This is a genomic window from Microbacterium imperiale (genome assembly GCF_017876655.1).
In the GTDB taxonomy this organism is placed as follows: Bacteria; Actinomycetota; Actinomycetes; order Actinomycetales; family Microbacteriaceae; genus Microbacterium; species Microbacterium imperiale.
Genome location: NZ_JAGIOK010000001.1, coordinates 1,533,343 through 1,559,583 on the forward strand (window position 1 = coordinate 1,533,343; position 26,241 = coordinate 1,559,583).

The 26,241-nt window shown below is 72.4% G+C and carries 20 protein-coding genes; 12 read left to right on the plus strand and 8 right to left on the minus strand.

Annotated elements, in window-relative coordinates; all coding sequences use genetic code 11:
• Positions 1–71 precede the first annotated feature (71 nt).
• Positions 72–1,097: a helix-turn-helix transcriptional regulator gene (locus tag JOF37_RS07475; protein WP_210006264.1), complete on the plus strand. Its 1,026-nt coding sequence runs from the start codon at positions 72–74 to the stop codon at positions 1,095–1,097.
• Here the strand turns inward: JOF37_RS07475 and JOF37_RS07480 are convergent.
• Positions 1,070–2,989 carry a M3 family metallopeptidase gene (locus tag JOF37_RS07480; RefSeq protein WP_210006265.1) on the minus strand — a complete coding sequence of 640 codons (1,920 nt, stop codon included), beginning with the start codon at positions 2,987–2,989 and terminating at the stop codon, positions 1,070–1,072. The two genes, JOF37_RS07475 and JOF37_RS07480, sit on opposite strands and share 28 nt — an antisense overlap.
• 57 nt (positions 2,990–3,046) lie before the next feature.
• Positions 3,047–3,658, minus strand: coding sequence for an NUDIX hydrolase family protein (locus JOF37_RS07485; protein WP_210006266.1), 612 nt, complete (start codon positions 3,656–3,658; stop codon positions 3,047–3,049).
• Positions 3,659–3,728: 70 nt separating this feature from the next.
• Between JOF37_RS07485 and JOF37_RS07490 the strand changes: the two genes are divergently transcribed.
• The 4 genes from JOF37_RS07490 to JOF37_RS07505 all read left to right on the plus strand — a co-directional run bounded on the left by JOF37_RS07490 (position 3,729) and on the right by JOF37_RS07505 (position 11,946).
• The gene (locus JOF37_RS07490) at positions 3,729–4,382 is read left to right on the plus strand and encodes an alpha/beta hydrolase (RefSeq protein WP_210006267.1); all 654 of its coding nucleotides are present in this window, start codon (positions 3,729–3,731) and stop codon (positions 4,380–4,382) included.
• A 213-nt stretch (positions 4,383–4,595) separates the two neighbouring features.
• Positions 4,596–6,251 (plus strand): ABC-F family ATP-binding cassette domain-containing protein, encoded by a 1,656-nt coding sequence (locus JOF37_RS07495; RefSeq protein WP_210006268.1) that lies wholly within the window; start codon positions 4,596–4,598, stop codon positions 6,249–6,251.
• Between the two features lie 96 nt (positions 6,252–6,347).
• Positions 6,348–11,180 (plus strand): Lhr family ATP-dependent helicase, encoded by a 4,833-nt coding sequence (locus tag JOF37_RS07500; protein ID WP_210006269.1) that lies wholly within the window; start codon positions 6,348–6,350, stop codon positions 11,178–11,180.
• The gene (locus tag JOF37_RS07505; RefSeq protein WP_210006270.1) at positions 11,173–11,946 is read left to right on the plus strand and encodes a DNA-formamidopyrimidine glycosylase family protein; all 774 of its coding nucleotides are present in this window, start codon (positions 11,173–11,175) and stop codon (positions 11,944–11,946) included. Before JOF37_RS07500 ends, JOF37_RS07505 begins: the two co-directional genes overlap by 8 nt.
• 21 nt (positions 11,947–11,967) lie before the next feature.
• On the opposite strand, the gene JOF37_RS07510 is transcribed toward JOF37_RS07505, so the two are convergent.
• Positions 11,968–12,663 carry a YitT family protein gene (locus tag JOF37_RS07510; RefSeq protein WP_210006271.1) on the minus strand — a complete coding sequence of 232 codons (696 nt, stop codon included), beginning with the start codon at positions 12,661–12,663 and terminating at the stop codon, positions 11,968–11,970.
• A gap of 174 nt (positions 12,664–12,837) precedes the next feature.
• Here JOF37_RS07510 and JOF37_RS07515 point away from each other — a divergent pair, with 174 nt between their 5' ends.
• Both JOF37_RS07515 and JOF37_RS07520 read left to right on the plus strand, forming a co-directional pair.
• The gene (locus JOF37_RS07515) at positions 12,838–13,245 is read left to right on the plus strand and encodes a transferase (RefSeq protein WP_210006272.1); all 408 of its coding nucleotides are present in this window, start codon (positions 12,838–12,840) and stop codon (positions 13,243–13,245) included.
• A gap of 31 nt (positions 13,246–13,276) precedes the next feature.
• Positions 13,277–14,023 carry a LysR family substrate-binding domain-containing protein gene (locus tag JOF37_RS07520; RefSeq protein ID WP_210006273.1) on the plus strand — a complete coding sequence of 249 codons (747 nt, stop codon included), beginning with the start codon at positions 13,277–13,279 and terminating at the stop codon, positions 14,021–14,023.
• Between the two features lie 13 nt (positions 14,024–14,036).
• On the opposite strand, the gene JOF37_RS07525 is transcribed toward JOF37_RS07520, so the two are convergent.
• Positions 14,037–14,336: a hypothetical protein gene (locus tag JOF37_RS07525; RefSeq protein WP_210006274.1), complete on the minus strand. Its 300-nt coding sequence runs from the start codon at positions 14,334–14,336 to the stop codon at positions 14,037–14,039.
• Positions 14,337–14,441: 105 nt separating this feature from the next.
• Here JOF37_RS07525 and JOF37_RS07530 point away from each other — a divergent pair, with 105 nt between their 5' ends.
• Entirely contained in the window at positions 14,442–15,167 is a 726-nt protein-coding gene (locus JOF37_RS07530) for a glutamine amidotransferase (protein WP_210006275.1), read from the plus strand.
• 61 nt (positions 15,168–15,228) lie between these two features.
• On the opposite strand, the gene JOF37_RS07535 is transcribed toward JOF37_RS07530, so the two are convergent.
• The 4 genes from JOF37_RS07535 to glgX are packed head-to-tail and all read right to left on the minus strand — an operon-like array spanning position 15,229 to position 22,493.
• Entirely contained in the window at positions 15,229–16,086 is an 858-nt protein-coding gene (locus JOF37_RS07535; protein ID WP_210006276.1) for a TspO-related membrane protein, read from the minus strand.
• A 31-nt stretch (positions 16,087–16,117) separates the two neighbouring features.
• A complete protein-coding gene (gene treZ, locus JOF37_RS07540) occupies positions 16,118–17,854 on the minus strand; it encodes a malto-oligosyltrehalose trehalohydrolase (RefSeq protein WP_210006277.1) in 1,737 nt (578 codons plus the stop codon).
• Entirely contained in the window at positions 17,851–20,280 is a 2,430-nt protein-coding gene (treY, locus tag JOF37_RS07545; RefSeq protein ID WP_210006278.1) for a malto-oligosyltrehalose synthase, read from the minus strand. The genes treZ and treY overlap by 4 nt, the downstream gene beginning before the upstream one ends.
• On the minus strand, positions 20,277–22,493 hold the full coding sequence (gene glgX, locus JOF37_RS07550; RefSeq protein WP_210006279.1) for a glycogen debranching protein GlgX: 2,217 nt from the start codon (positions 22,491–22,493) through the stop codon (positions 20,277–20,279). The genes treY and glgX overlap by 4 nt, the downstream gene beginning before the upstream one ends.
• A 218-nt stretch (positions 22,494–22,711) precedes the next feature.
• Between glgX and JOF37_RS07555 the strand changes: the two genes are divergently transcribed.
• From JOF37_RS07555 to JOF37_RS07570, 4 genes are all read left to right on the plus strand, one after another.
• Positions 22,712–24,214: an HNH endonuclease signature motif containing protein gene (locus tag JOF37_RS07555; protein WP_210006280.1), complete on the plus strand. Its 1,503-nt coding sequence runs from the start codon at positions 22,712–22,714 to the stop codon at positions 24,212–24,214.
• A 237-nt stretch (positions 24,215–24,451) separates the two neighbouring features.
• Complete coding sequence (locus JOF37_RS07560) at positions 24,452–25,261, plus strand: F0F1 ATP synthase subunit B family protein (RefSeq protein WP_210006281.1); 810 nt, start codon at positions 24,452–24,454, stop codon at positions 25,259–25,261.
• Positions 25,251–25,667 (plus strand): phage holin family protein, encoded by a 417-nt coding sequence (locus JOF37_RS07565; RefSeq protein WP_210006282.1) that lies wholly within the window; start codon positions 25,251–25,253, stop codon positions 25,665–25,667. The genes JOF37_RS07560 and JOF37_RS07565 overlap by 11 nt, the downstream gene beginning before the upstream one ends.
• Positions 25,664–26,239, plus strand: a complete 576-nt coding sequence (locus JOF37_RS07570) for a DUF3618 domain-containing protein (RefSeq protein ID WP_210006283.1) — start codon at positions 25,664–25,666, stop codon at positions 26,237–26,239. Before JOF37_RS07565 ends, JOF37_RS07570 begins: the two co-directional genes overlap by 4 nt.
• The last annotated feature ends 2 nt before the right edge of the window (positions 26,240–26,241 follow it).

Below are 26,241 nucleotides of genomic sequence, written 5' to 3' on the forward strand. Positions count from 1 at the left end.
CGGCTCGACACCGTCAGCCTGCCGGGCGTGCAGGTCAGTTTCTGTCCGCCTTCGCGGGTACGGTGGGGGCCATGACCACGACGTCGCGATTGCTCACGCTGCTGTCGCTGCTCCAAGCTCGCCGCGACTGGCCCGGCGCCGTGCTGGCCGCGCGCCTGGAGGTCAGCGACCGCACGGTGCGCCGCGACATCGAGCGCCTGCGAGAGATGGGCTACCGCATCCACGCCTCGCTCGGTCCCGACGGCGGCTACCGCCTCGACGCCGGCAGCGAGTTGCCGCCGCTGCTGTTCGACGAGGACCAGACCGTCGCGGTCGCCCTCGCACTGCGGTCGGCGCCGGCCGTCGGCGCGGGCATCGGCGACGCGGCGATCCGCGCCCTCGCGACGATCCGGCAGGTGATGCCCTCGCGTCTGCGACACCGGCTCGACGCCCTCGACATCACCACCGTCGGCCGTCCCGGGGATGCCGCACCGCCGGACGTCCCGCTCGAGGTGCTCGTCGCGCTGGCCGACACGATCCGCGACCGGCAGACCCTCCGCTTCGACTACGTCCGCCCTACCGACGACGACCACGCCGCACCGGACGTCGGACCGGCCATGCCGCCGCGGCGTGCGGAGCCGCACCACCTCGTCGCCGCGGGCGGACGCTGGTACCTCGTGGCGTGGGATCTCGACCGGGGCGACTGGCGCCTCTACCGCGCTGATCGCGTGCGCCCGCGCATCCCGCACGGCCCGCGCTTCGACCGGCGGGCGGTCCCCGGTGGCGACGTCGATGCCTTCGTCTCGGCGCGCTTCCGCGGATCCGACGTCGACGCGTGGCCGTGCCGCGGCGCCGTCGTGCTGCACCTTCCCGCGCGCCGGGTCCGGCCCTTCGCGGGCGACGGCACCGTCACCGCCATCGACGACGACACCTGCCGACTCGAGAGCGGCTCGTGGTCGTGGGCCGCGCTAGCGGCGTCGTTCGGCCGGTTCGACGCACCGATGGAGGTGGTCGGGCCGCCCGAACTCGCCGACGCGTTCGCCGCTCTCGCCGACCGCTATGCCCGCGCGGGTTCGGCCCGGGGCGGGCGTCAGGCGCCGGCGAGCCAGTCGCGGTAGGCGTCGAAGGAGGACGGGCGACCGAGGAAGTCGGCGACGAGGTCGGCCGCGTCGCGGCTGCCGCCGGGCTCCAGCACGCGCTCGCGGTACCGCCGGGCGACGGCCGGGTCCATCAGGTCGTCGCCGAACGCCGACAGCAGGTCACGCGCGATCACGAGGCTCCACTGGTACGTGTAGTAGCAGGCGCCGTACCCGGTGAGGTGGCCGAAGCCGGCGTAGGTGTGACCGCCGGGCAGCGGGCGCACGGGCGACGACTCGCGGTACCACCGCTCGACGGCGCCGGCGAGATCCGCCGGACGCTCGACGTGCAGCCCGTACGAGACGTTCGCGTGCCCGAGCTGACGGGTCACCTCGAGGGCGCGGCCGAACGCGTCGGCGACCCGCATCCGCTCCACGAGATCGGCGGGGATCGGCTCACCGGCTTCGTTGCGGGCGAAGGTCGCCAGCACACCGGCATCCCACGCCCATTCCTCGAGCAGCTGGCTGGGGGCCTCGACGAAGTCCCACTCGGTCTCGATGCCGCTGAAGTCGGCCCACACGGCGTCGGCGCCGCCGAGGATGCCGTGAACGAGGTGGCCGAACTCGTGGAAGAACGTCACGACCTGATCGTGCTCGAGCAGCCCACGCGAGAAGTTGCACAGCAGGACGCCCTCGGGCAGCGAGCGGCCCGCGATCCCCGGCGCGAGACCGAAGCAGGCGGCGTGGTTGTACTTGCCCTCGCGCGGATGCAGATCGAGGTGGATGCGGCCGAGGTGACGCTCGCCCCGGAACACGTCGTAGCTGCGGACGTCCTCGTGCCACGCCGCGGCGTCGACGGGACGGTAGCTGATCTCGAGCAGTCGCGCCGTGACGTCGAGCACACCCGGCAGCACGTTCTCGAACGCGAAGTAGGCGCGCACCTCCTGCGCGTCGACGGCGAACCGCTCGCGCTTGACGGCCCCCAGCAGGTACCAGAGATCGGCCGAGGTGACGGCGTCGGCATCGGGCTCGTCGCGTCGCAGGCGCTCGAGCAGCTGCTCGTACTCGGCCGCCGCGACCTCGCGCGTGGCATCGGCGATCCGGTCGAGGAACGAGCGGATGGCGGCGCTCGATCCGATCATGCGGGTCTCGGTCTCGTGGTCGGCCCAGTCGCCGTAGCCGAGCAGCTCGGCGCGTTCGGCCCGGACGGCCAGGAGCTCGGCGAGCACCGGATCGTTCTCGGGCCACGCGAGGTCGTTGTAGACCGACAGCAGCGCGGTGCGCGTCGAGCGGCGCTCCGCGAACTCACGCACGGGCATGAGGTCGGTGTACTCGGTCGTCAGGGTGACGAGCCCGTCGGCGTCGACGGGGTGGGCGTCGATGAAGTCCTGCGGCAGCCCGGCGAGCGCGTCGGGAGCGACCTTCAGCTCCCGGCGGCCGTCGCGGATGTTGCGCGAGAACCGCAGCGACAGCGCGGTGTCGCGCTCGGCGAGCGCCCGCAGCCGGTCACGGGTCGCGTCGTCGCGATCGACGCCGCCCCGACGGAAGTCCCGCTGGATGCGCGCGAGCAGGCGGCGGGCGGCGGCATCCAGTCCGTCCGTCGTGAGCCCGTCGAAGACCGCGAACAGGCGCGGGTCGAGGGCCCGCTCCGACAGCAGCGCGTCGATGGCCTGCACGCGCGCCTCGGCGGCCTCGCGGACGGCGGGATCGGGATGCGCCTCACTGAGCACGGATGCCTCGGACGCGGCCTCGGCGATCGCGATCGAGGCCTCGTTCCACAGCTGCAGCCGGGCCAGCGGCGACAGGTCGTGACCCGCGATGAGCTGCGCGTCGATGTCGCGCACGCGGCCGATGCGGGCGTCGGGTCGATCCGAGGCGAACGCGAGCCAACCCGAGGGATCGGCGGGGAGGGCGAGGGGCTGCGGCGCGGTCATGCTCCGAGCCTACGCAGGGCGCCGGGCGCGCGGCGCGGCACCCTCAGCGCAGAGCGCTCAGCGCAGCGCGCCGACCGAGGCGAGGGCCAGGCGGATGAGGGTGCCGCGGCCGCCCTCCATCTCGGCCGCGAGCGCGTCGGACGCGGCCTCCGCCGGATCGAGCCACGTGACCTCGAGGGCGTCCTGCCGCGGCTCGCAGGTGCCCGTGACCGGCACGACGAACGCGAGCGAGACGGCGTGCTGCCGGTCGTCGTGGAAGGCGCTGACGCCGGGGATCGGGAAGTACTCGGCGACGGTGAACGGCGTCGGCGAGGCCGGCAGCAGCGGGAACGCCATCGGCCCCAGGTCGTTCTCGACGTGGCGGAAGAGGGCGTCGCGGATCGTCTCGCCGTAGCGCACGCGACCCGACACGATCGTGCGCGTCATCTCGCCCACCGGTGTCGCGCGCAGCAGGATGCCGACCTGCGTGACGGCGCCGAGGCCGTCGGTGCGCACCGGCACCGCCTCGACGTACAGCATGGGTAACCGGCGGCGGGCCTCGGTCAGCTCGACGTCGCTGAGCCAGGCCGGGTTCGCCGCCCCGCCACCGGGAGCGCCCCGCAGCGGATCGACGGGCAGCGAGGACGCGTCGCCCTCGTCGGGATCGGGGTCGGGGGTGCGCACGGCCATGCTCCATGTATACCAATGCCGTCCCGCAGCGCGATGACCGGACGTCGGAGCCGGCTGCCAGGATGGTCCCATGTCCGAGACCCCGGTCCTCGATTCCGCCGCCGTGCGCTGGTCGGCGCCCCCGGCCGAGCGGGCCGGTCGGCCGCTCCTGGTGCTGATGCACGGGTACGGATCCGACGAGAACGATCTCTTCGCGCTCGCGCCGCACCTGCCGGCGGAGTACGTCGTCGCCGCGGTCCGCGCCCCGCTGTCGCCGCCGTTCCCGACGCCGGGGTGGTCGTGGTACCCGATCGAGGGCCTGCACGGCCGCGACCCCGACATCGCGACGGCGAGTGCGCGCGCGCTCGTGACCTGGATCGACGGGGTCCGTGCGGATGCGGCATCCGTCGGCGTGCTCGGGTTCTCGCAGGGCGGGGTCATGGCGATCGAGGCGCTGCGCCTGGCGCCCGACGCCTTCTCGTTCGCCGTGAGCCTCGCCGGGTACGCCAACCCGCATCCGCTGCCCGGCGACGCCGCGCTCGCCGAGCGGCGTCCGCCCGTCTTCTGGGGGCGCGGGGCTCTCGACGACGTCATCCCCGCCCCGCTCGTCGCGCACACGGTGCAGTGGCTGCCGGGGCACGTGGAACTGAGCGGACGGGTCTACCCCGGGCTCGCGCACGCCGTGTCGGCGGACGAGCTGAGCGATGTCTCCACGTTCCTGCGCAAGCAGCTGCCCGAGGCGTAGACTCTCTCCGCCCCTGTCCCGAGTGTGAGGAACGACCGTTGATCGGTTTCGACGCGACCGCGCTGTGATCCCGCGCTGATCCGTCGATGCCTCCGGGCGTTCGATTCGGCCAGCGCTTTTCGATACCGCGCTGGCCCGCCGGACCGATCCCCTCTCTGCCGGGGCTTCTCGGTGTCCGTCGCGCCCGCGCACGACGACATCCGAGGAGGCACCATGCCCCATCCCACTCCCGCGGTCGTGCTCGACCGCATCACCCACATCTGGCCCGACGGGACGACCGCGCTGCGCGAGGTCTCGGGCGCGTTCGGTGCCGGACGCACCGGCCTCGTCGGCCGCAACGGCTCCGGCAAGACGACGCTTCTGCGGCTCATCGCGGGCGCGATCGCCCCGGGCTCCGGCACCGTCAGCGCGGCCGGACGCGTCGAGCTCCTGCCGCAGCGCCTGACCCTCGACGTCGATCGTCGCGTCGCCGACCTCGTCGGCGTCGCGGCCGTCGTCGACGCCGTCCGCGCCGTCGAGGACGGCGACGTGGATCCGCGCCACTTCGACACGATCGGCGATGACTGGGACGCCGAGGCCCGAGCGACGGCCGCCCTCGCCGCCGCGGGCCTGCCGCCGGGAGCGCTCGATCGTCGTGTCGGCGAGCTCTCGGGCGGAGAGGCGGTGCTCGCGGCGCTCGTCGGGGTGCAGCTGCGCCGCGCCGAGGTGGCACTGCTCGACGAGCCCACGAACAATCTCGACCGTGACGCACGCGAGCGGGTCGTCGAGATCGTGCGGTCGTGGCGCGGCGCCCTCATCGTCGTGAGTCACGACACCCGGCTGCTCGAGCTGATGGACGACACCGCCGAGTTGTACGGGTCAGAGCTCACCGTGTACGGCGGCCCCTACTCCGCCTGGCGCGCGTGGCGGGACGCCGAGCAGGAAGCCGCGCGCGCCGCCGAGACCGCCGCGGCGTCAGCGCTGCGCCGCGAGAAGCGCGACCGGATCGAGACCGAGACCACCCTGGCCCGACGCGCAGCGATGGGAGCCAAGGCCCAGCGCGAGAAGCGGGTGCCGGGGATCGTCGCGGGCAACCGCGCCTCGGCCGCGCAGGTGTCGGCCGGGAAGGTCCGCGGTGCGGCATCCGATCGCGAGGCGACGGCACGCGCCGCCCTCGACGCCGCCGGCCGCCGGGTGCGCGACGACGACGCGGTGCGGATCGACCTGCCCGATCCCGGGGTCGCCGCGGGCCGCCGCATCGCGACCATCGCCGACGGCGAGCGCTCGTGGGTCGTGCAGGGCCCCGAGCGGGTGGCGGTCGTGGGGCCGAACGGCGCCGGCAAGACGACGCTGCTCGAGCGGCTCGTCGGGTCGGCGCGCGCCAACTCCTCAGATCCGGCCGCCCCCGCGCCGGAGAGCCCGGATACGGCCGCCGACGAGCGGGAAGTGAGGAGTTACGGCACGGCGGTCGCGCACACCGACCGGGTCGGGTACCTCTCGCAGCGCGTCGACGGGCTGCGAGACGGCGACACGGTGCTCGAGAGCGTGCGGGCAGCGGCTCCCACGGCCACCGACGCGGAGCTGCGCAATCGGCTCGCCCGGTTCCTGCTCCGCGGCGACACCGTGATGCGGCCGGTCTCGGCGCTGTCAGGCGGGGAACGGTTCCGGCTCGCCCTCGCGCGCGAGCTGCTCGCCGACCCGCCACCGCAGCTGCTCGTGCTCGACGAGCCGACGAACAACCTCGACCTCGACACCGTCGATCAGCTCGTCGACGCGCTCGCGGCCTACCGGGGCGCTGTCCTCGTCGTCAGCCACGACGAGGACTTCCTCGCCCGGCTGGAGCCGACGCTCACGCTTGAGGTGCGCGAGGGCCGGGTGACCGAGAGCTGACGGATGCCGCGCCGGCGGGGCCCGTGCCGCCTGGCACGTCGGTCGCCGCCGGCGCAAGGCCGCGCCGATGTCGGTGGTCCGCGCGAAGATGAGGGCATGGCCGATGTGCTCGCCCGATTCTCCGCGCCCACCGCGGATTGGTTCCGTGGCGCGTTCTCGAAGCCGACGTCCGCTCAGGCCGGTGCGTGGGAGGCGATCTCGGCGGGCAAGCACGCCCTCGTGGTGGCGCCGACGGGGTCGGGCAAGACGCTGTCGGCCTTCCTCTGGGCGATCGACCGGATCTTCCGCGACAAGGTCGCCGCCGGTCCCGTCGATGACCGCCCGGTCAAGCGGCGGCGCACGGATGCCGCACCCGCCGACACGCGCGTCCTCTACGTCTCGCCACTGAAGGCCCTCGGCGTCGACGTCGAGCGCAACCTGCGCTCGCCGCTCGTCGGCATCGGCCAGTCCGCGCGGCGGCTCGGGCAGCCGGTGCCCGACGTCACGGTAGGCGTCCGCTCGGGTGACACGTCGTCGGCCGCTCGACGCGCGCTCGTCGCGCGGCCGCCCGACATCCTCATCACGACCCCCGAGTCGCTGTACCTGATGCTCACCTCGCAGGCGTCCGAGACGCTGCGCGGCGTGCACACCGTGATCGTCGACGAAGTCCACGCCGTCGCGGCGACCAAGCGCGGCGCCCACCTCGCCGTGAGCCTCGAGCGCCTCGATGCACTGCTCGAGAAGCCCGCGCAGCGCATCGGGCTCTCGGCGACGGTCCGCCCCATCGACGAGGTCGCCCGCTTCCTCGGCGGCGCGGCCCCGGTCGAGATCGTGGCGCCGAAGGCCACGAAGGCGTTCGACCTGAACGTCGTGGTCCCGATCCCCGACATGCTGCACCCGCCGGCACCGCCCGGCGCCGACGAGGCGGCCGCGGCGGCGCGCCCCGAAAGCGACGACGAGGACGACGACGGCGATGGCGACGACGGCGCGTGGTACCGAGGGCCGCAGGCGACCGAGGCCACCGGATCGGTGTGGCCGCACGTCGAAGAGGCGATCGTCGACCGCATCCTGCAGCATCGCTCGACGATCGTCTTCTCGAACTCGCGCCGGCTCGCCGAGCGGCTGACGGGCCGCCTCAACGAGATCTACACCGAACGCCTCGGCGGAGACCTGCCCGATGCCGCCGCTCCGCCGGCCGCGATGATGGCGCAGGCGGGAGCCTTGGCCGGCGCAGAGCCCGTGCTCGCCAAGGCCCACCACGGGTCGGTGTCGAAGGAGCAGCGCGCGCAGGTCGAGGACGAGCTGAAGTCCGGCGCGCTGCGCTGCGTCGTGGCGACCTCGAGCCTCGAGCTCGGCATCGACATGGGCGCGGTCGATCTGGTCATCCAGGTCGAGGCGCCGCCGTCGGCGGCATCCGGTCTGCAGCGCGTCGGTCGCGCCGGTCACCAGGTCGGCGAGGTCAGCCGCGCGGCGCTGTTCCCCAAGCATCGCGGCGACGTCCTGCACACCGCGGTCGTCACCGAGCGCATGCTCGCGGGCAAGATCGAGGCCATCGCGGTGCCGCAGAACCCGCTCGACATCCTGGCGCAGCAGACCATCGCCGCCTGCGCGACCGGCACCATCGAGGTCGAGGGGTGGTTCGAGACGATCCGCCGCAGCGCGCCGTTCCGCACGCTGCCGCGATCGGCGTACGAGGCGACGCTCGACCTGCTGGCGGGTCGCTTCCCCTCCGACGAGTTCGCCGAGCTGCGCCCGCGACTGGTGTGGGACCGCGACCAGGGCACGCTCACCGGGCGCCCCGGCGCGCAGCGCATCGCCGTCACGAGCGGCGGCACGATCCCCGACCGCGGGTTGTTCGGCGTGTTCGTCGCGGGTGAGAGCCGCAATGCGCGCGTCGGCGAGCTCGACGAGGAGATGGTCTACGAGTCGCGCGTCAACGACGTGTTCACGCTGGGCACCACGAGCTGGCGGATCGTCGAGATCACGCACGACCGGGTCAACGTGGTGCCCGCGTTCGGGCAGCCGGGAAAGCTGCCGTTCTGGCACGGCGACGGACTCGGGCGTCCCGCCGAGCTCGGTGAGGCGCTCGGGAAGTTCAGCCGCGAGGTGTCGGCGGCGGGGCCCGAGAAGGCCGCCGAGCGCCTGCGCGAGTCGGGGCTCGACGACTACGCCATCGAGAACCTGCTGGCCCACCTCGCCGAACAGCGCGAGGCCACGGGCAGCCTGCCGACCGACCGCACCCTCACCGTCGAGCGCTCGCGCGACGAGGTCGGCGACTGGCGCGTCATCCTGCATTCCCCCTACGGCATGCACGTGCACGCGCCGTGGGCGCTGGCGGTCAACGCCCGCATCCGCGAGCGCCTCGGAGTCGAGGGCGCGGCCGTGGCGAGCGACGACGGCATCATCGCGCGGGTCCCGGATGCCGCCGCCGAGCCGCCCGGCGCCGAGCTGTTCGTCTTCGACGCCGACGAGCTCGAGCACATCGTCACCGACGAAGTGGGCGGGTCGGCGCTGTTCGCCTCGCGCTTCCGCGAGTGCGCCGCCCGGGCGCTGCTGCTGCCCCGGCTCAACCCGAACAAGCGCGCTCCGCTGTGGCAGCAGCGGCAGCGGTCGGCTCAGCTGCTCGAGGTCGCGCGGCGGCATCCGTCGTTCCCGATCATCCTCGAGACCCTGCGCGAGGTCCTGCAGGACGTCTACGACCTGCCGGCGCTGCTGCGCATCGCGCGGAGCATCGCCGACCGCCGCATCCGGCTCGTCGAGACAACGACGTCGCAGCCCTCGCCGTATGCGCGGGATCTGCTCTTCGGCTACGTCGGCGCGTTCATGTACGAGGGCGACTCGCCGCTCGCCGAGCGCCGGGCCGCGGCTCTGTCGGTCGACCCGGCGCTGCTGTCGGAGCTGCTCGGCAAGGTCGAGATGCGCGAACTGCTCGACCCGGAGGTCATCGCGCAGTTCGAGCGCGAGGCCCAGCGCCTGGCCCCCGACCGCCGGGCGCGCGGGGTCGAAGGCGTCGCCGACCTGCTGCGTCTGCTCGGGCCGCTGGATGCCGCCGAGGTCGCCGCCCGGCTCGAGGAGTCCACCGGCACCGACGCCGGCACGGACGCCGGCACGGGCACCGGCACATCGGAGGAGATCGGCGCAGCGGAGGAAGCGAACGCCGCGTCCGCTCCTCCGGACGGCGGATCTCCTCCGGCACACCGGGTCGCCGAGGCCGCCGAGCTGCTGCAACAGCTCGTGACGGCACGACGTGCCATCCCGGTCACGATCGCCGGTGTGCAGCGAACGGCGGCGATCGAGGATGCCGGCCGCTTGCGCGACGCGCTCGGGGCGGCGTTGCCGGTGGGCATCCCGACCGCGTTCCTCGAGCCGGTCGTCGACCCGCTCGCCGACCTCGTGGCCCGTCACGCGCGCACCCACGGTCCGTTCCGCACCGCCGACGTGGCGACGCGTCTCGGCATCGGCACCGCGGTCGCGCGGCAGACGCTGCAGCGCCTCGAGTCGCAGGGGCGCATCGCGAGCGGGTACTTCCTGCCCGAGGCATCCGGCGCCGACGCCGACGATCTCGAATGGTGCGACTCCGAGGTGCTGCGGCGGCTGCGGATGCGGTCGCTCGCGGCGATCCGCGGCAGCGTCGAGCCGGTCTCACCCGAGGCTTTCGCCCGGTTCCTGCCGGTCTGGCAGCACGTCACGCGTCCCCTCGAGGGCGTCGACGGGGTCGCGGCCGTCATCGAGCAGCTGGCCGGCGTGCCGATCCCCGCGAGCGCCTGGGAGTCGCTGGTGCTGCCGTCGCGCGTGCGCGACTACTCCCCCGGGATGCTCGACGAGTTGACGGCGACGGGCGAGGTCGTGTGGTCGGGGCACGGCACGCTGCCCGGACGCGACGGCTGGATCGCGCTGCATCCCGCCGACATGGCGCCGTTGACCCTCGCGCTGGCCGATGCCGACACCGACGCGGACGAGTCGTCGACCTCGGGCGAGCTCGACGTGCGGATCCTCGAGGCGCTGGCCGTCGGCGGCGGCTGGTTCGCGGGCCAATTGGTCGCGGCGGTCGGGGCTCCGAACGAGCAGAGCGTGCTCGACGCCCTCTGGCGCCTGGCGTGGGCGGGACGCCTGACGAACGACACGTTCACGCCGGTGCGCTCGCTGCTGTCGGGCGGGTCGCAGGCCCACCGCAGCGCGCGCCGGACGCCCCGGTCGCGCCTGTACCGCGGCACGCCGCTCGCCCGGCCGTCGACTCCCGCCGCACCGCGCCCGACGACGCTCGGCGGACGCTGGTCGCTGCTTCCCGCGGTCGAGCCCGACCCCTCGCTCCGGGTCACCGCCTCAGCCGGGCTGCTGCTCGATCGCTACGGCGTCGTCACGCGAGGCAGCGTGCAGTCCGAGGGCGTCCCCGGCGGTTTCGCGCAGGTCTACCGTGTGCTCGCGGGTTTCGAAGAGGCGGGCCACTGCCGCCGCGGCTACGTCATCGAGACGCTCGGTGCGGCGCAGTTCGCGGCATCCGTCACGGTCGACCGGCTGCGCGAGTTCGCCGCTCTGCCCGACCCGCCGCCCCGGCGCGCCGTCACGCTCGCGGCGACCGACCCCGCCAACCCCTACGGCGCGGCGCTCGGCTGGCCGGCCCTCGAGGGAGTCTCGCACCGCCCGGGGCGGAAGGCGGGCGGTGTCGTCGTGCTCGTCGACGGCGCGCTGACCCTCTACCTCGAGCGGGGCGGCCGCTCGGCGCTGGCGTTCCACGACGACGAGGAGATCCTCACCGCGGCGGCGGCCGAGCTCGTGCGCACCGCGCAGGCGCGACGACTCGACACGCTCACGGTGGAGCAGGTCAACGGCGAGTTCGTCTACGGCACGGCGACCGGGCGCGCGCTGCGCGCCGCCGGTTTCGTCGAGTCCTCGCGCGGCCTCACGCTGCGCCGGGCGACCGCGGGAAGCCGGAGCGCCGCGAATGCCTGAGGGCGACACCGTCTTCCGCGCCGCGCGCACGATCGGCGACGCCCTGGTCGGGCACGAGGTCACGAGGTTCGACATCCGCGTCCCGGGAAGCGCCACCGCCGACCTGCGCGGCGAGCGCGTGCACTCGTCGATCGCGCGGGGCAAGCATCTGCTGCTTCGCGTCGGCGAGCACACGCTGCACTCGCATCTGAAGATGGAGGGCCGCTGGCACGTCTATCGCCCCGGACAGCGGTGGCGCGCCCCGGCCTTCCAGGCGCGGGCGATCGTGGGAACGGCCCCCGCGGATGCCGTCGGCTTCGAGCTCGCGATGGTCGAGGTGCTGCCCACCGCCGACGAGGACCGCCTCGTGGGGCACCTCGGCCCCGATCTGCTCGGGCCCGATTGGGACCTCGCCGAGGCATCGCGCCGTGTCGCCGCCGACACACGCGCCGCCCACGTCGCACTGCTCGACCAGCGCAACGTCGCGGGGCTGGGCAACGTGTACGCGAACGAGCTGCTCTTCGTCCGCGGCATCCTGCCGACGACCCCCGCGAACGAGATCGACGCGACGGCCGTGCTCGAGACCGGGTACCGCATGATCCAGGCCAACCGCGATCGATCGGCCCGCACATTCACCGGCATCGACCGGCCGGGCCAGCGCATGTGGGTCTACCGCCGTGAGGGCAAGCCGTGTCGGCGGTGCGGCACGCTGATCGAGACCGATGAGATCGGCGCCCTGCCCACGAGCGAGCGCCTGATCTTCTGGTGCCCGCGCTGCCAGAGCTGACGGCGAGAGGGGCTCCCGGCCTCAGCGGCCGATGTAGCGCCCCGGGCGGTGGTTGAGCACCAGCACGATGCTCAACACGACCGCGCCCGCCGCGCTCAGCAGCACCGCCGGCCACGGCAGCACGAGCAGGGCCGCGAGGATGATGATGACGTCGAAGATCATCTGGGTCCACCCGGCGCTGAAGCCCGTGCGCTCCTGCAGCACGAGCGCGATGATGTTGACCCCGCCGAGGCTCGCTCGGTGGCGGAAGAGGATCAACAGGCCGACGCCGGCCAGCAGGTTGCCGCCGAGCGTGCCGTAGATCGGTTCGATACTCGCGAACAGCATGAGGTGCTGGTGCACGAAGGTGAACACCGACACCAGACCGATCGAGGCGAACGTCCGGATCGTGAACGACAACCCCTTCTTCCACAGCGCCAGGATCGCGAACGGGGCGTTCACGACGGCGAACAGCACCGGGAACGACCATCCCGTCGCGTAACCGACGAGCAGCGCCAGCCCGGCGGTGCCTCCGGTGACCGACCCCGACGACTGCAGCAGGTGCAGGCCCAGCGAAGCGACAAAGGTGCCGGTGAGGATGCCGACCAGGTCTTCGGCGCGGGTGTGCCGGGTGAGGGCCGCTTCGAAGACGAGGGACGGCCCGGTAGAGGGTGCGCGAGAAGGCTCCACGAGCCCATCCTCGCAAAGGACCGGGGGCAACGGACGACGGCCGGTCATGTTATCGCTCGACGGCCGGCTGGCACACCCCGTCGACCATGTTCTCGCGGCACCGCACGCTTGTTCCAGCAAACCGGTCGGCCCCGCGCTCCGAATGATTCGTGGGAATGAAAACGCGGGTCGTGGGGTTGTTTCCAGTACTCAGTACCGGAGCCGGAACTGTCGGAGGGGATCGTGGGCAAGAACTACATCGACATCGAGAACGACCGTGGCGAGACGCTTCGCTACCGCAAGCACGCGAACGGTCGGGGCTTGATCGCGAACGGGGCCAAGGTGCACCCGACCGCGCTGGTCGAGGCGGGCGCCTACGTCGAACCCGGTGTCCAGGTCGCGGCGGGCGCGCACATCGGGCGCGGCGTGTGGATCGAGCGCGAGGCCGTCATCGGCCCGAACGCTCAGATCGCGCCGCACGCGCACGTGGGCTGCGGCGCGGCCATCGGACCGCGCGCGAAGATCGGGATCCGCGCGTTCATCGGGGCGCACGCGCACGTCGCCGGAGGGTCGCTGATCGGAGACGACGAGAACATCGCCGACGGTGAGCACGTGGCCACCGATCAGCGGGGTCTGCGCCTGGCGGCCTGATCGGTCACCCGCGGCCGGATACCCTCGAGGCATGGCCACGGGTGGATCGCGTCGGCGTCCCGCGCATCGCGCGGGGCGCAGTTCCGGCGCGCCCGCGGCGCGGGGCAAAGCACCGCGGCGGCCGGATGCGCGCGCCGAACGAGCGGCTCCGCCCCGCCCCGACGAGCGACCGGGAGATCGCGTCCCGGCGGGACCGTTCCGGCTCGGCGCGGTACCGGGCGCGACGCCGGGCAAGTGGATCGACATCTGGAAAGAGCGGATGCCGCGGAACCCGCTCGAGCTCGTGGCCGTCGACGTCGCCGACCAGCGCGCTGCGCTGCGCGACGGCGCGGTCGATGCCGCGATCGTCCGGCTGCCGATCGAGCGTGACCATCTGAGCGTCATCGCGCTCTACGACGAGGCACCCGTCGCGGTGTGCTCGGTCGAGTCGGCCCTCACGGTCGCCGACGAGCTCACCCTCGCCGACCTGGCCGGCGAGATCGTCATCGTCCCGCGCGATGACGTGCTGGGCGCCGTCGTACCGGATGCCGTGACCCCCGCCTTCGCTCCGCTCGAGACCACCGCCGATGCGATCGCGACGGTCGCGGCGGGCACCGGCGTGGTGCTCGTCCCGATGTCGCTCGCGCGGCTGCACCACCGCAAGGACGTCGACTACCGTCCGGTCGTCGATGCCCCCGGGTCGAGCGTCGCCCTCGCCTGGCCGACCGACGCCACGACGCCGCTCGTCGAAACCTTCATCGGGATCGTGCGCGGACGCACCGCGAACTCCTCGCGCTGAGTGCTGCCGCGGATCAGCGGCCGTGCAGCCCGCGGGCGCCGTCCGCGACCGCACCCTGCACCGGCGCGCGACGCAGCAGCGCGGCTGCGTCCACCGGGACGACGGCGTCGGCGGCATCCGGGTCGGCCTCGAGGGTGACGACCAGGGGCGAGGGCAGCCGCAGACCGCTCTGCGCGGCACGGGCCCGCTCTTCGAGCCCGGCGGCGTCGGCCGGTCGCCGCACACGCCAGCCGAAGCCGGCGGCGGCGCGGTCGAGGCGGTCGAGGATGTCGCCCAGCTCGGCGACGTCGGTCACGATGAGGCGATCGGTCATGCTCCCATTCTCCGGTCGGCTCGCCGCCGAGGCACCGGTCGCCTGGGCGTCGTCACCGGGAGTCATAGCGACATGACCGCGTCTGGTCCGCCGTAGAATTCTCGAATGGCCCCGCTCGTGTACGTCTGCGTGCGTCCGCAGCAGGTGGCCGCCGAGGCGGAGTACGCGTCGTTCCGCACGGCGATGGGGCTGACCCCGTCGCAGCTGGATCGGATCGACCTCACGCGCGACGCGCTTCCCGCCGACGCCTTCACGCGCTGGCGCGGCTTCGTCGTCGGTGGCAGCCCGTACAACGCCACCGACGCGGCCGAGACGAAGGCCGAGGCTCAGTTGCGTCTCGAGGCCGACCTGGCGCGCATCGCGGATGCCGCGGCATCCGATCGCACCGCCGCTCTGTTCACCTGTTACGGCATCGGCGTCGCGACGGAGCACCTCGGCGGCGAGATCTCGCGCGACTATCCCGAGGAGACCGGTCCGACCGAGGTCGCCCTCACCGACGAAGGACGAACCGATCCCCTGTTCGGCGGTCTGCCGCCGACCTTCGCCGCGCTGACGGCGCACAAGGAGGGCACGCGTACGCTCCCGGCCGACGCGGTGCTGCTCGCCACGAACCCGGACTGCCCCGTGCAGGCCTACCGCGTGGGCACCCGGCTGTACGCGACGCAGTTCCACCCCGAGCCGACGCCGCGCGACTTCACCGAGCGCATGACCGTCTATCGCAACGACGGATACTTCGACGCCGCGGACTACGACCGCATCGCCGCCCGCGTCCTCAGCACCCCGGTGACGGAGCCGACGCGCCTGCTGGCCGCGTTCGCCGCGTCGTTCTGACCGCGACGTTCGGGCCGCGGTGTTCCGGCCGCGGCCCGGTCGGCGGGATGCGCCCGCTGGCTCAGGCGGTGCGGGTACGACTGCGGTGCAGGATGCCGCGGTGCTCACGGCCGTTCGCACGCCAGGCCGACACGATCGCCGCGGCGACCACGACGACGATGACCACGACGGCGGCCACGGCGACCGGCGTCGACTGCGGCTGATCGCTGGAACGGGCGATCGCGACCCAGGCCAGACCCCACGACAGAGCGATGATCGGCGACGGCCGGCCCCGCGAGAACGCGGCGATGCCGACGCCCACCGCGGCAACGAGGACCAGCACGACGACGCCCCAGATGTCGGCCTGCGCGCCCCAGGATTCCGGCACGGTCCGGCTCAGCCAGGCCGTGATGTTGGCGACGGTGGCGAGTGACACCCAGCCGAGGTGGAGGCCGACGGTCGCGTCCATGAGCAGGCGGTCGCCGATCGACTGCGGGCGCGAGCGCACCAGCAGACGGAAGGTCCAGGCGAGCGCTGCCAACAGCGCGACGATCGCGATGACCGTCACGATGAGGGTCGTGAACTGCGCGGCGAGCAGCCATCCGCCGTTGAGGACGGCGGTGAGCGCGATCCACCAGCCGGCCATCCGCTGCCGGTCGCGCGCACGCTGCGAGGGCAGCGCCTGCCAGATCGCGTACCCGATCATGAACAGGTAGATCACCGACCAGATGCTGAACGCCTGGCTGCCCGGAGCGAGCACGGTCGAATCGGCGTCGAGCGCACCGCCCTGCACATCGCGGACGTTGGTTCCGCCGAGGAGTCCGGTGCCGACCATCGCCGCGATGATCATGAAGACCACCGCGGAGATGACCGCGACCTGTCGGGCGATGTCGCTCCCCCGCCCCGGCGTCCGTGCTGCGTGATGTGCTGTGGTGCTCATCACTTCACGCTAGGACGGTCGCCCGCGTCGATCACCCGCTTGACAGATCGGGACCCACGATCACCGCGGCATCCGGCGGCACCACGAGCAGCCCGTCGACCCGTTCGCTCGGCAGCGTCTCGAGCCAGACGACGTCATCGCGCGGGTCGACCCGCCACGGCTGCGTCGACAGGTTCACGAGCACCCGCGCACGCCCCCGCTGCAGGTCGTAGAGCCGGCCGCCCTCGCCCTCGGTCGCGCCGGCGCCGCGCGCCGAGAACCGGGGGTCGGTGAGGTCGGGCGCCTCGCGCCGCAGGCGGGCGAGGTCGCGGTACAGCGCGAGCAGGCGGGCGTGGTCGCTCTCCTCCGCCTCGGTCCAGTCGAGCTTCGACCGCAGGAAGGTCGCGGGGTCGTTGGGGTCGGGCACGAGGTCCTCATCCCAGCCCATCTCGGCGAACTCCTGCTTGCGACCCGCAGCGGTGGCCTCGGCCAGCTCGGGCTCCGGGTGCGAGGTGAAGAACTGCCACGGGGTCGTGGCTCCCCACTCCTCGCCCATGAAGAGCATCGGCGTGCCCGGCGCGGTGAGGGTCAGCACAGCGCCGACGGCGAGCCGGTCGGTGCTGAGCGTCGCCGACAGGCGGTCACCGGCCGCACGGTTGCCTATCTGGTCGTGGTCCTGCGCGAACGTGACCAGACGCCACGAGGGCACCTCGGGCGGAATGGGCCGCCCGTGCTCGCGGCCCCGGAACGACGAGAACGTGCCGTCGTGGAAGAAGCCCTCGTTCCAGGCCTTCGGCAGCGCGTCGAGCGCGTCGAAGTCGGCGTAGTAGCCGACGGTCTCGCCGGTCAGCGCGACGTGCACCGCGTGGTGCCAGTCGTCCGACCACTGCGCCGTCATCCCGTATCCGCCCGCCTCGCGCGGCAGGATCATGACCGGGTCGTTCATGTCGCTCTCGGCGATGAGGGTCAGCGGCCGGCCCAGGTGCGTGCTGAGCGCGTCGACGCGCTCGCCCAGCTCCTCGAGCACATGCATCGGGCTGTCCTCGTCGTGCAGCGCGTGCACGGCGTCGAGGCGCAGCCCGTCGACGTGGAAGTCGCGCAGCCACATCTCGGCGTTGCCGATGATGTACTCGCGGACGGCGTCCTCGTCGAGGTTGACGCTGTCGCCCCACGTGTTGCGACGGCCGTCGCGCAGGTAGGGGCCGTACTCGGGCAGGTAGTTGCCCGAGGGCCCGAGGTGGTTGTAGACGACGTCCTGGATGACGGCGAGGCCGGCGGCATGCGCGGCATCCACGAACCGCCGGTAGGCGTCGGGGCCACCGTAGGACTCCTGCACGGCGTACCACAGCACACCGTCGTAGCCCCAGTTGTGGGTGCCGTTGAAGGCGTTCACCGGCAGCAGCTCGATGTGGGTGACGCCCAGTCCGACGAGGTGGTCCAGTCGCTCGGCCGCGGCGTCGAGCGTGCCGGCGCTCGTGAACGTGCCGATGTGGAGCTCGTAGATGAGGCCACCCGGGAGCTGCCGTCCGGTCCACGCGTCGTCGGTCCAGGCGAAGTCCGACGGGTCGTCCCAGGCCGAGAGGCCGTGCACTCCGTCGGGCTGACGGCGCGAGCGCGGGTCGGGCCGCGCGTCGTCGCCGTCGCCGAGGACGAAGCCGTAGCGGTCACCCGGCTGCAGCTGCACGTCGGCCGACCACCACCCGGCGGCGTCACGCGTGAGCTCGACGTCGTCGGCATCCGGTCGTCGCAGCCGCACCCGCTCGGGACGCGGCGCCCATACCTCGATCATGCGTTCTCCTTCGCGGGCGCCGGGGCGTCGGGGGACGCGGCGCCGGTCGACTCGGTCGCGGCCAGCAGGGCCACGGGGTAGGTGTCGAGCAGATCGGCCAGGCGAACGGAGCCGCCGTCCCAGGTGCGGCCGGTCAGCGCGTCGGCGTGGCGGCCGGCCGGAAGCAGGACCACCGTGTCGTCCCACCCGCCGCGGGCGGCGAGGCCCACGGGCAGTCGGGTGGCGACGGCGATCGCACCGCCGCGGTCGAACGCGACAGCGTGGTCCGCGGCCGGCCCGACCACCGGCAGCGGCGCGTACCGCTCGAACAGCTCGGGGCGGTCGCGGCGCAGGCGCAGCGCGCGCGAGACGACGAGCATCTTGGCGGCGCCGGAGTCGTCGACCTCGGGCAGCCAGCCCTGGTCGAGCTTGGTCAGCAGCGCACGCCGCCCGGCGAAGTCGACGTCGCGCCGGTTGTCGGGGTCGACGAGCGACAGGTCCCACAGCTCGCTGCCCTGGTAGACATCGGGCACGCCGGGTGCGGCGAGCTGCAGCAGCTTCGCCGCGAGCGAGTTCGATCGGCCGGGCGCGGTGATCTCGCCGACGATCTCTTCGACGATCGCGCGCGCCTCGCCCGAGGCGGCATCCACCAGCGCGTGGACGCGCGCTTCGGCGTCCTCGTCGGGGTCGGCCCACGACGTCACGACGCCGCCTTCGCGAGCCGCCTTCTCGGCATAGTCGTGCAGGCGCTCGGACGACGCCGGCCAGGCGCCGACGATGGCCTGCCAGAGCAGGTCGTCCAGACGCCCGTCACCGGTCGACGCCACGGCGCGCAGGCGCTCGAGCGTCGAGCTCCACCGCTGCGGCATCTCGGCGAGCACCGACAGGCGGGCGCGGACGTCTTCGCTGCGCTTGGTGTCGTGGGTGCTCAGCGCCGTCATGGCGTGCGGCCACGTGGCCTGCCGCTGCACCTGCGCGCGGTGGTATCCCGCAGCGTCGAGGGCGAAGACACCCGGATCTCCGCCGACCTCGGTCAGCGTGCCCAGGCGCGGGTAGCGGTAGAACGCCGTGTCTTCGACGCCCTTGGCCATGACCGGACCGGTCGTCTGTCCGAAGCGGCGGCTGAGCTCGGTGTCGCCCGCCGTCACCAGCGGAGCGAGCATCGCGATGGCTTCGGCCAGATCGGGGCGGGACTCGGATGCCGCGGCGACCGCCTCGGCCACGAGTTCACTGCCCGCCGGCGGGTAGACGCGATAGACCGAGAAGCTCGTGAGCAGCTCGGCGAACGCCTCGCGGGCGATGTCGTCGCCGAGCCGGTCGCGCACGTCGGCCGGCAGGCAGCGGACGAGACGCCCGACCTCGGCGGCCTGGATGGTGCCGGCGACCGTCCGCTTGGCGTCGCGGACGATGTCGTCGTACGTCTCGGGCGCCGTGTCGGCCCGGAGCTCGGCGTCCAGCGCGTCGAGCGCGCCCTCGCCCGCAGGGTCGATCAGGACGCGGTCGATCTCGGCCATCGCGTCGTAGCCGGTCGTGCCGGCGGTCGCCCACCAGGCCGGCAGCTGCTCGGCGTGGTCGGTCGCGGCGTGCTCGAGGATCTTCTCGACCAGGACGTACGCGCCACCGGTCGCCTCGGCGAGCCGGTCGAGGTACCCGCCCGGATCGGCGAGGCCGTCGGGGTGGTCGATCCGCAGGCCGTCGACGAGTCCCTCGCGCAGCCAGCGCAGGATCTCCGCGTGGCTCGCGTCGAACACCTCGGGAAGCTCGACGCGGACACCGGCGAGCGTGTTGACCGCGAAGAATCGGCGGTAGTTCAGCTCGGTGGCGTCGTCGCGCCAGAAGGCGGCGCGCCAGTGCTGGGCCGCGAGCACGGCGTCGACGGTCGCCGGGTCGGTCGTCGCGGCAGCCGGGGCGGTGCCGTCGGCGAGCGGCAGCACGTGGTCGAAGTAGCGGGCGACGCCCTGGGCGCCGTGCGCCTCGTCGGCCGTGACCGGAGCGACCTCGATCTCGCCGGCCGCGACGGCCTCGCGCAGGGTCTTCCCGAGGATCGGCAGACCGAGCTTGCCGTCGCCGTGCTCCCAGTCGATGTCGAAGGCGGCGGCGTGGACGGAATCCCGACCGTGTCGCAGCACGTCCCACCACCACGGGTTCTCCGCCGCGACCGCGACGCCCTGGTGGTTGGGGACGATGTCGACCAGCACGCCGAGACCGGCGCCGCGCGCGGCGGCCGAGAAGCGGGTGAGCGCCTCCGGTCCGCCGCGCCGCGGGTCGACCTGCGTGGGATCGACGACGTCATAGCCGTGGTCCGACCCCTCGGCCGCCGCGAGCAGCGGCGAGAGGTAGGCCCAGTCGACGCCGAGGTCGCGCAGGTAGTCGACGATGCCGGCGGCCGCGTCCAGGTCGAACGCGGGCCGGATCTGCAGACGGTAGGTCGAGACGGGGGCCGTCATCGTCCGGTGACCTCCGGGGCGGGGGCCTGCGCCGGAACGATGTCGACGGGCGCCGTGTACGCCGCTGCCAGCGACGCCGCGACGGAGTGGTCGGCCTCGGCCTCGGGCTCCACGTACTCGCCGAGCACGACGAGCGACTTCGCACGCACCCCGATGGCGTTGCCGCCCTCGAGCGGCTCGGAGCCGACGAGCTCGCCGCTCGTGTCGATGAGCACCTCCCACCGGTCGCTGTACTCGTCCGAGGGCACCGCGAAGTCGACCTGCTCGTCACCCGCGTTGAACAGGATGAAGAAGTGGTCGTCCGCGATGTCCTCGCCGCGACGGTCGCGCTCACGGATGCCGTCGCCATTGAGGAACACGCCCACGGCGCGGCCGAAGCCGGAGTCCCAGTCCTCGGGCTGCATGGCCGTGCCGTCGGGGCGCAGCCACACGATGTCGGGCAGCGGCGACCCTTCTTCGCGACGCACCGGGCGCCCATCGAAGAAGCGGCTGCGACGGAACGTCGGGTGCAGGCGCCGCAGGCGAGCGAGCGCCGCCGTGAATTCGATCAGCGGCTGGTCGACCTGGTCCCAGTGGATCCAGGTCAGCTCGTTGTCCTGCGCGTAGCCGTTGTTGTTGCCCTGCTGCGTGCGACCGAGCTCGTCGCCGTGGCAGATCATCGGCACGCCCTGGCTCAGCAGCAGCGTCGCGAGGAAGTTCCGCTGCTGCCGGGCGCGCATCGTCAGCACCTCCGGGTCGTCGGTGGGACCTTCGACGCCCATGTTGTACGAGCGGTTGTGCGACTCGCCGTCGTTGCCGTCCTCGCCGTTGGCGTCGTTGTGCTTCTCGTTGTACGACACGAGGTCGCGCAGCGTGAACCCGTCGTGCGCCGTGACGAAGTTGATGGATGCCACCGGCCACCGGCCGTCGTGCTCGTAGAGGTCGGCTGAGCCGGTCAGGCGCGAGGCGAACTCGCCGAGCGTCGACGCCTCGCCGCGCCAGAAGTCGCGGACCGTGTCGCGGTACTTGCCGTTCCACTCCGTCCACTGGGGCGGGAAATTGCCGACCTGGTAGCCGCCGGGGCCGATGTCCCACGGCTCGGCGATGAGCTTGACCTGCGAGACGATCGGGTCCTGCTGCACGAGCTCGAAGAACGCCGACAGCCGGTCGACGTCGTAGAACTCGCGGGCGAGGGTAGCGGCGAGGTCGAAGCGGAAGCCGTCGACGTGCATCTCGGTCACCCAGTAGCGCAGCGAGTCCATGATCAGCTGCAGCGCGTGCGGGTTGCCGACGTTGAGGCTGTTGCCCGTGCCGGTGTAGTCGGTGTAGTACCGCTTGTCGTCGTCCTCGAGGCGGTAGTAGGCCTCGTTGTCGATGCCGCGCATCGACAGGGTCGGGCCCATGTGGTTGCCCTCGGCGGTGTGGTTGTAGACCACGTCGAGGATGACCTCGATGCCCGCCGCGTGCAGCGCCTTGACCATCGCCTTGAACTCCTGCACCTGCTGGCCGTGGTCGCCCGTCGCCGAGTAGGTGTTCTGGGGCGCGAAGAATGCGATGGTGTTGTAGCCCCAGTAGTTCGACAGCCCCTTCTCCTGCAGGGTCGAGTCGTTGACGAACTGGTGCACGGGCATCAGCTCGAGCGCGGTGATGCCGATCTTCTTGAGGTGCTCGATCACGGCGGGGTGCGCGATGCCCGCGTACGTCCCGCGGATGTCCTCGGGGATCTCGGGATGAAGCTGCGTGAGGCCCTTGACGTGCGCCTCGTAGATGACGCTCTCGGCGTACGGAACCTTCGGCTGGCGATCGCCGGCCCAGTCGAAGAAGGGGTTGACGACGACACCCTTCATCATGTGGGCGGCCGAGTCCTCGTCGTTGAACGAGTCGGGGTCACCGAAGTTGTAGCTGAAGACCGGCTGGCCCCAGTCGACCTGGCCTTCGACCGCCTTCGCGTAGGGGTCGAGCAGCAGCTTGCTCGGGTTGAATCGCTTACCGGATGCCGGGTCGTGGGGACCATGCACGCGGTAGCCGTACCGCTGCCCCGGCTGCACGTTCGGCAGGTACGCGTGCCAGACGAAGGCGTCGACGTCGCGCAACTCGACGCACGTCTCGGTGCCGTCCTCATCGAAGAGGCACAGCTCGACCTTCTCAGCGCCCTCGCTGAACAGGGCGAAGTTCGTCCCGTTCCCGTCATAGGTCGCTCCGAGCGGATAAGCGGAACCCGGCCATGCCTGCATGTGATCTCCCCTGTTCGTGGGGCTCACACTACTCAGGCGGAATCAGAGGAACCGGTGGCCTTGACAAGCGCTCCGCAGGAGTCCGTTCTCAACGAGGCTCGCACGACGAGGGTCAGCGCTCGCCGCGGTCGGTGCCGAAGAACAGCGGGGCGGAGGGAGACTCCTCGGTGCACCCGGAGCCCGAGGGCGATGTCGGAGGTTCGTGACATCATTCGAACATGCATTCGAAGGTCGGGATCGGGAGTGATGCGGATGTCGCCGCCCTCGCGGAACTCGTCGCCGACGCCGAGCGGGTGACGGATGCCGCGCGCGCGGCGCAAATTCATGAGGTGCGCGTGCTCGCGGCGGCGGGGCGTCTGGCGGAGCAGCAGTCAGCGGGTGCATCCGAGCGGGTCAAGGCGCGAGAGATGGCGCTGCGGAGCATTGCCGCCGAGCTCGCCGGGGTGTTCGCGACCACCGACCGGACGCTGCAACGACGCATCGACGAAGCGCGCGATCTGGTGGAGAACTACCCGGCGACGATGGATGCCTGGGAAGCCGGACGCATCACCCGAGGGCACGTGCGGGCCATCCAAGACACCGGGTGCGTTGTGCCCACGGAGGTGCGGGCGGAGTTCGAGCGGGCGGCGATCGAACGGTGCGAGGGTGAAACACCGAACCGGGTGCGGGACGCGCTCGTGCACCTCGCGGAGAGGTTGCACCCGCGCTCGTTCACCGAGCGGCACGAAGAAGCCGTTGCAGGGCGATGCGTGCGGGTACAAGCGGGGCCGGACGGGATGTCGGATTTGATCGCAACCCTCCCCACGGTGATCGCCGAGGGAGTCGTGGACCGGTTGACGCGGCAGGCGCGGGAGATCATCGACGCCCGCCGGCACACGGAGGCGGGCGGAAGCGAGGGCGGGGCGGCGGCAGGCGATACGGATGCCGCGGCGGTCGAGCGCGCGGATTCCACGGGTTCGTCATTCGCGGGCGATACGCGCACGATGGACCAGGTCCGCGCGGACGTGTTCGCCGACCTCCTCCTCGCCGGGACGCCGTCACTGGACCCGACCGCCGACGCCGACGGAAACGGTGCGCTCGGCGCGATCCGCGCGAAAGTCCAGGTCGTCGTCCCAGCGCTCACCCTGACCGGCGAGGACGACGGGCCCGCCGAGCTTGTGGGCCGCTCCCCCATCGACGCCGCCACGGCCCGAGAACTCGCCGGTGACAACACCGCCTGGGACCGGCTCCTCACCCACCCGGTAACCGGCACCGTGCTCGAATGCGACGCCTACCAGCCCACCGCGGCGATGCGTCGTCTGCTGCGAGCGCGCGACCGGCACTGTCGATTCCCTGGATGCCGGCAACCCGCCATCCGATGCGAGATCGACCACACCCACGCGGCATCCGACGGCGGACCCACCCACGTCGGCAACCTCGCCCACCTCTGCAAACGCCACCACGACGTGAAGCACCACACCCGATGGCGCGTCGAACAGCTCCCCGGCGGGAAGCTCGTGTGGACCTCGCCCACCGGAAGGGTCTACCGCGAAGACGCGCCGCGACCGCTGGTGGCGTTCACTCCGGCGACGGAGTCACCGCCCGCGAAGTCGGAGTCACCGCCCGTTAAGCCGGAGTCACCGCCCGCGGGGGCGGAGTCACGGCCAGCGGGGTCATCGCTCCTCACGGCATCGTCGGCGCGCCGCAGCATCCAGACCGGGCACGACATCCCGCCGTTCTGACGCGCGCGGCGCCCGTCCGCGGCGCCATGGACGCGAGAACGCGCGATGTCAACGTGTTGACGGCGCCATCCGGTCATCCAGCGCACGTCCTCCGATCATCCGATACGCGTCGTCGGCGATCCGATACGCGACGCCATCCCACAGCGGTTCTCCGTCGTCAAGCCCCGGGCAGGACGCACCGGGGCAGGAGTTACATCGGGAACCCACGAACGCAAAGCGGTACCGAGAGGAGAACCGATGTCGCAGAACTATGGTGAGCCGACGTCCGGCTCGCAGGCAGGATCAGCGTCCGGAACGGCCGAGACGGCGAAGCAGGAAGCCGGGCAGGTCGCCGGCACGGCTCGCGCAGAAGCCGGGCACGTCGTCGAGACCGCGAAGCACGAGGCCGCGGGTGTCGCATCCGAGGCGAAGTCGCAGGCCAAGCAGGTCTACTCGCAGACGAAGCAGCAGCTGACCGAGCAGGCCGCCTCGCAGCAGCAGCGCGTCGCCGACGGGCTCCGCTCGATCGGAGACGAGCTCAACTCGCTCGCACAGGGTTCCGAGAACCCGGGTATCGCCACGGACCTGGTCCGTCAGGCGTCGACCCGCGTCAGCGGAGCCTCGGACTGGCTGTCGCAGCGCGACCCCGGTTCGCTGGTGAACGAGGTCAAGACCTTCGCTCGCCGCAAGCCCGGCGTCTTCATCGCCGGCGCTCTCATCGCGGGTGTCGTCGCCGGTCGGCTGACGCGCGCCCTCACCGAGAGCGCGAAGGAAGAGCACCAGGCAACCGGCTCGGGCGTCACCGAGGGCACGTCGGGCGCGGGTCGCATCCCTGCCGCTCCGTCCGCTCCGACCCCGGCTCCGGTCGACACGCCGATCGGGTCGCCGGTCGGAACTCCGGTCACGCCCGTCGCTCCGCCCGTCGGGTCGCCGGCCGGCTCGCCCGTCACGCCGGCCGTCACGACGCCGGACGTCTCGGCGGAGCCCACGCCGCTGTACGAGAGCTCGCGCGGCGCGACCGCCGAGCCGTACACGGAGGGTCTCGGGGAGACGCGCGATGACCGATAATGCCACCCCCTCCGAGCGGCAGGCCGCGAACACCTCGCTCGGCGACCTGCTGGGTGAAGTGACGCGCGACCTCTCGGAGCTCATGCGCCAGGAGATCAACCTGGCCAAGGCCGAGCTCAAGGAGTCCGGCACCCGCGCCGGCAAGGGCGCGGGCATGCTCGGCGGCGCCGGGTACGCCGCGCTCATGGCGATCTTCTTCCTGTCGATCGCCCTGTGGTGGGCTCTGGGCCACCTCGTCGGACTCGGCTGGTCGGCCGTCATCGTCGCCATCATCTGGGGCGTCATCGCGGCCGTGCTGTACTCCGTCGGCCGCAAGCAGCTCAAGCAGGTCCAGGGTGCGCCGCAGACCGCGGAGACCCTCGGAAAGATCCCCGACGCACTGAAGAGAAATGAGGAGAACCGATGACCGATTCACCGGAAGCGATCCGCGCCGACATCGAGCGCAAGCGCCGCGAACTCAGCCAGGACACCGATGCCCTCGTCGACAAGGTGACCCCCTCGAAGATCGCGCACCGCCAGACCGACAAGATCAAGGGAGCGTTCGGTTCCGTTCGCGACCGCGTCATGGGTGCCGCGGACGACGCAGGCTCGTCGTTGCACGGCGCCGGGTCCTCCGTCGCCGACGGCGTCTCGAGCGCCGCCCACCGTGTGGGCTCGAAGGCCGAGGGCAACCCCCTCGCCGTCGGCCTCATGGCCTTCGCCGGCGGTCTTCTCGTCGCCTCGCTGATCCCCGCCTCCGACAAGGAGAAGGGCATCGCCGCCGACGTCAAGGAGCAGGCGCAGCCGCTCGTCGACGAGGCGAAGAGCGTCGCCCAGCAGGTCGGTTCCGACCTGAAGGAGCCGGTGCAGGATGCCGCGGCAGCAGTCAAGGAGACGGCCACCGAGGCGGTCTCGAACGTCAAGGGCGACGCCCAGGACGGTGTCGACAACGTCAAGGACCGCACCCAGGAGGCTCGCGACAACGTCAGCGGCAGCTGACA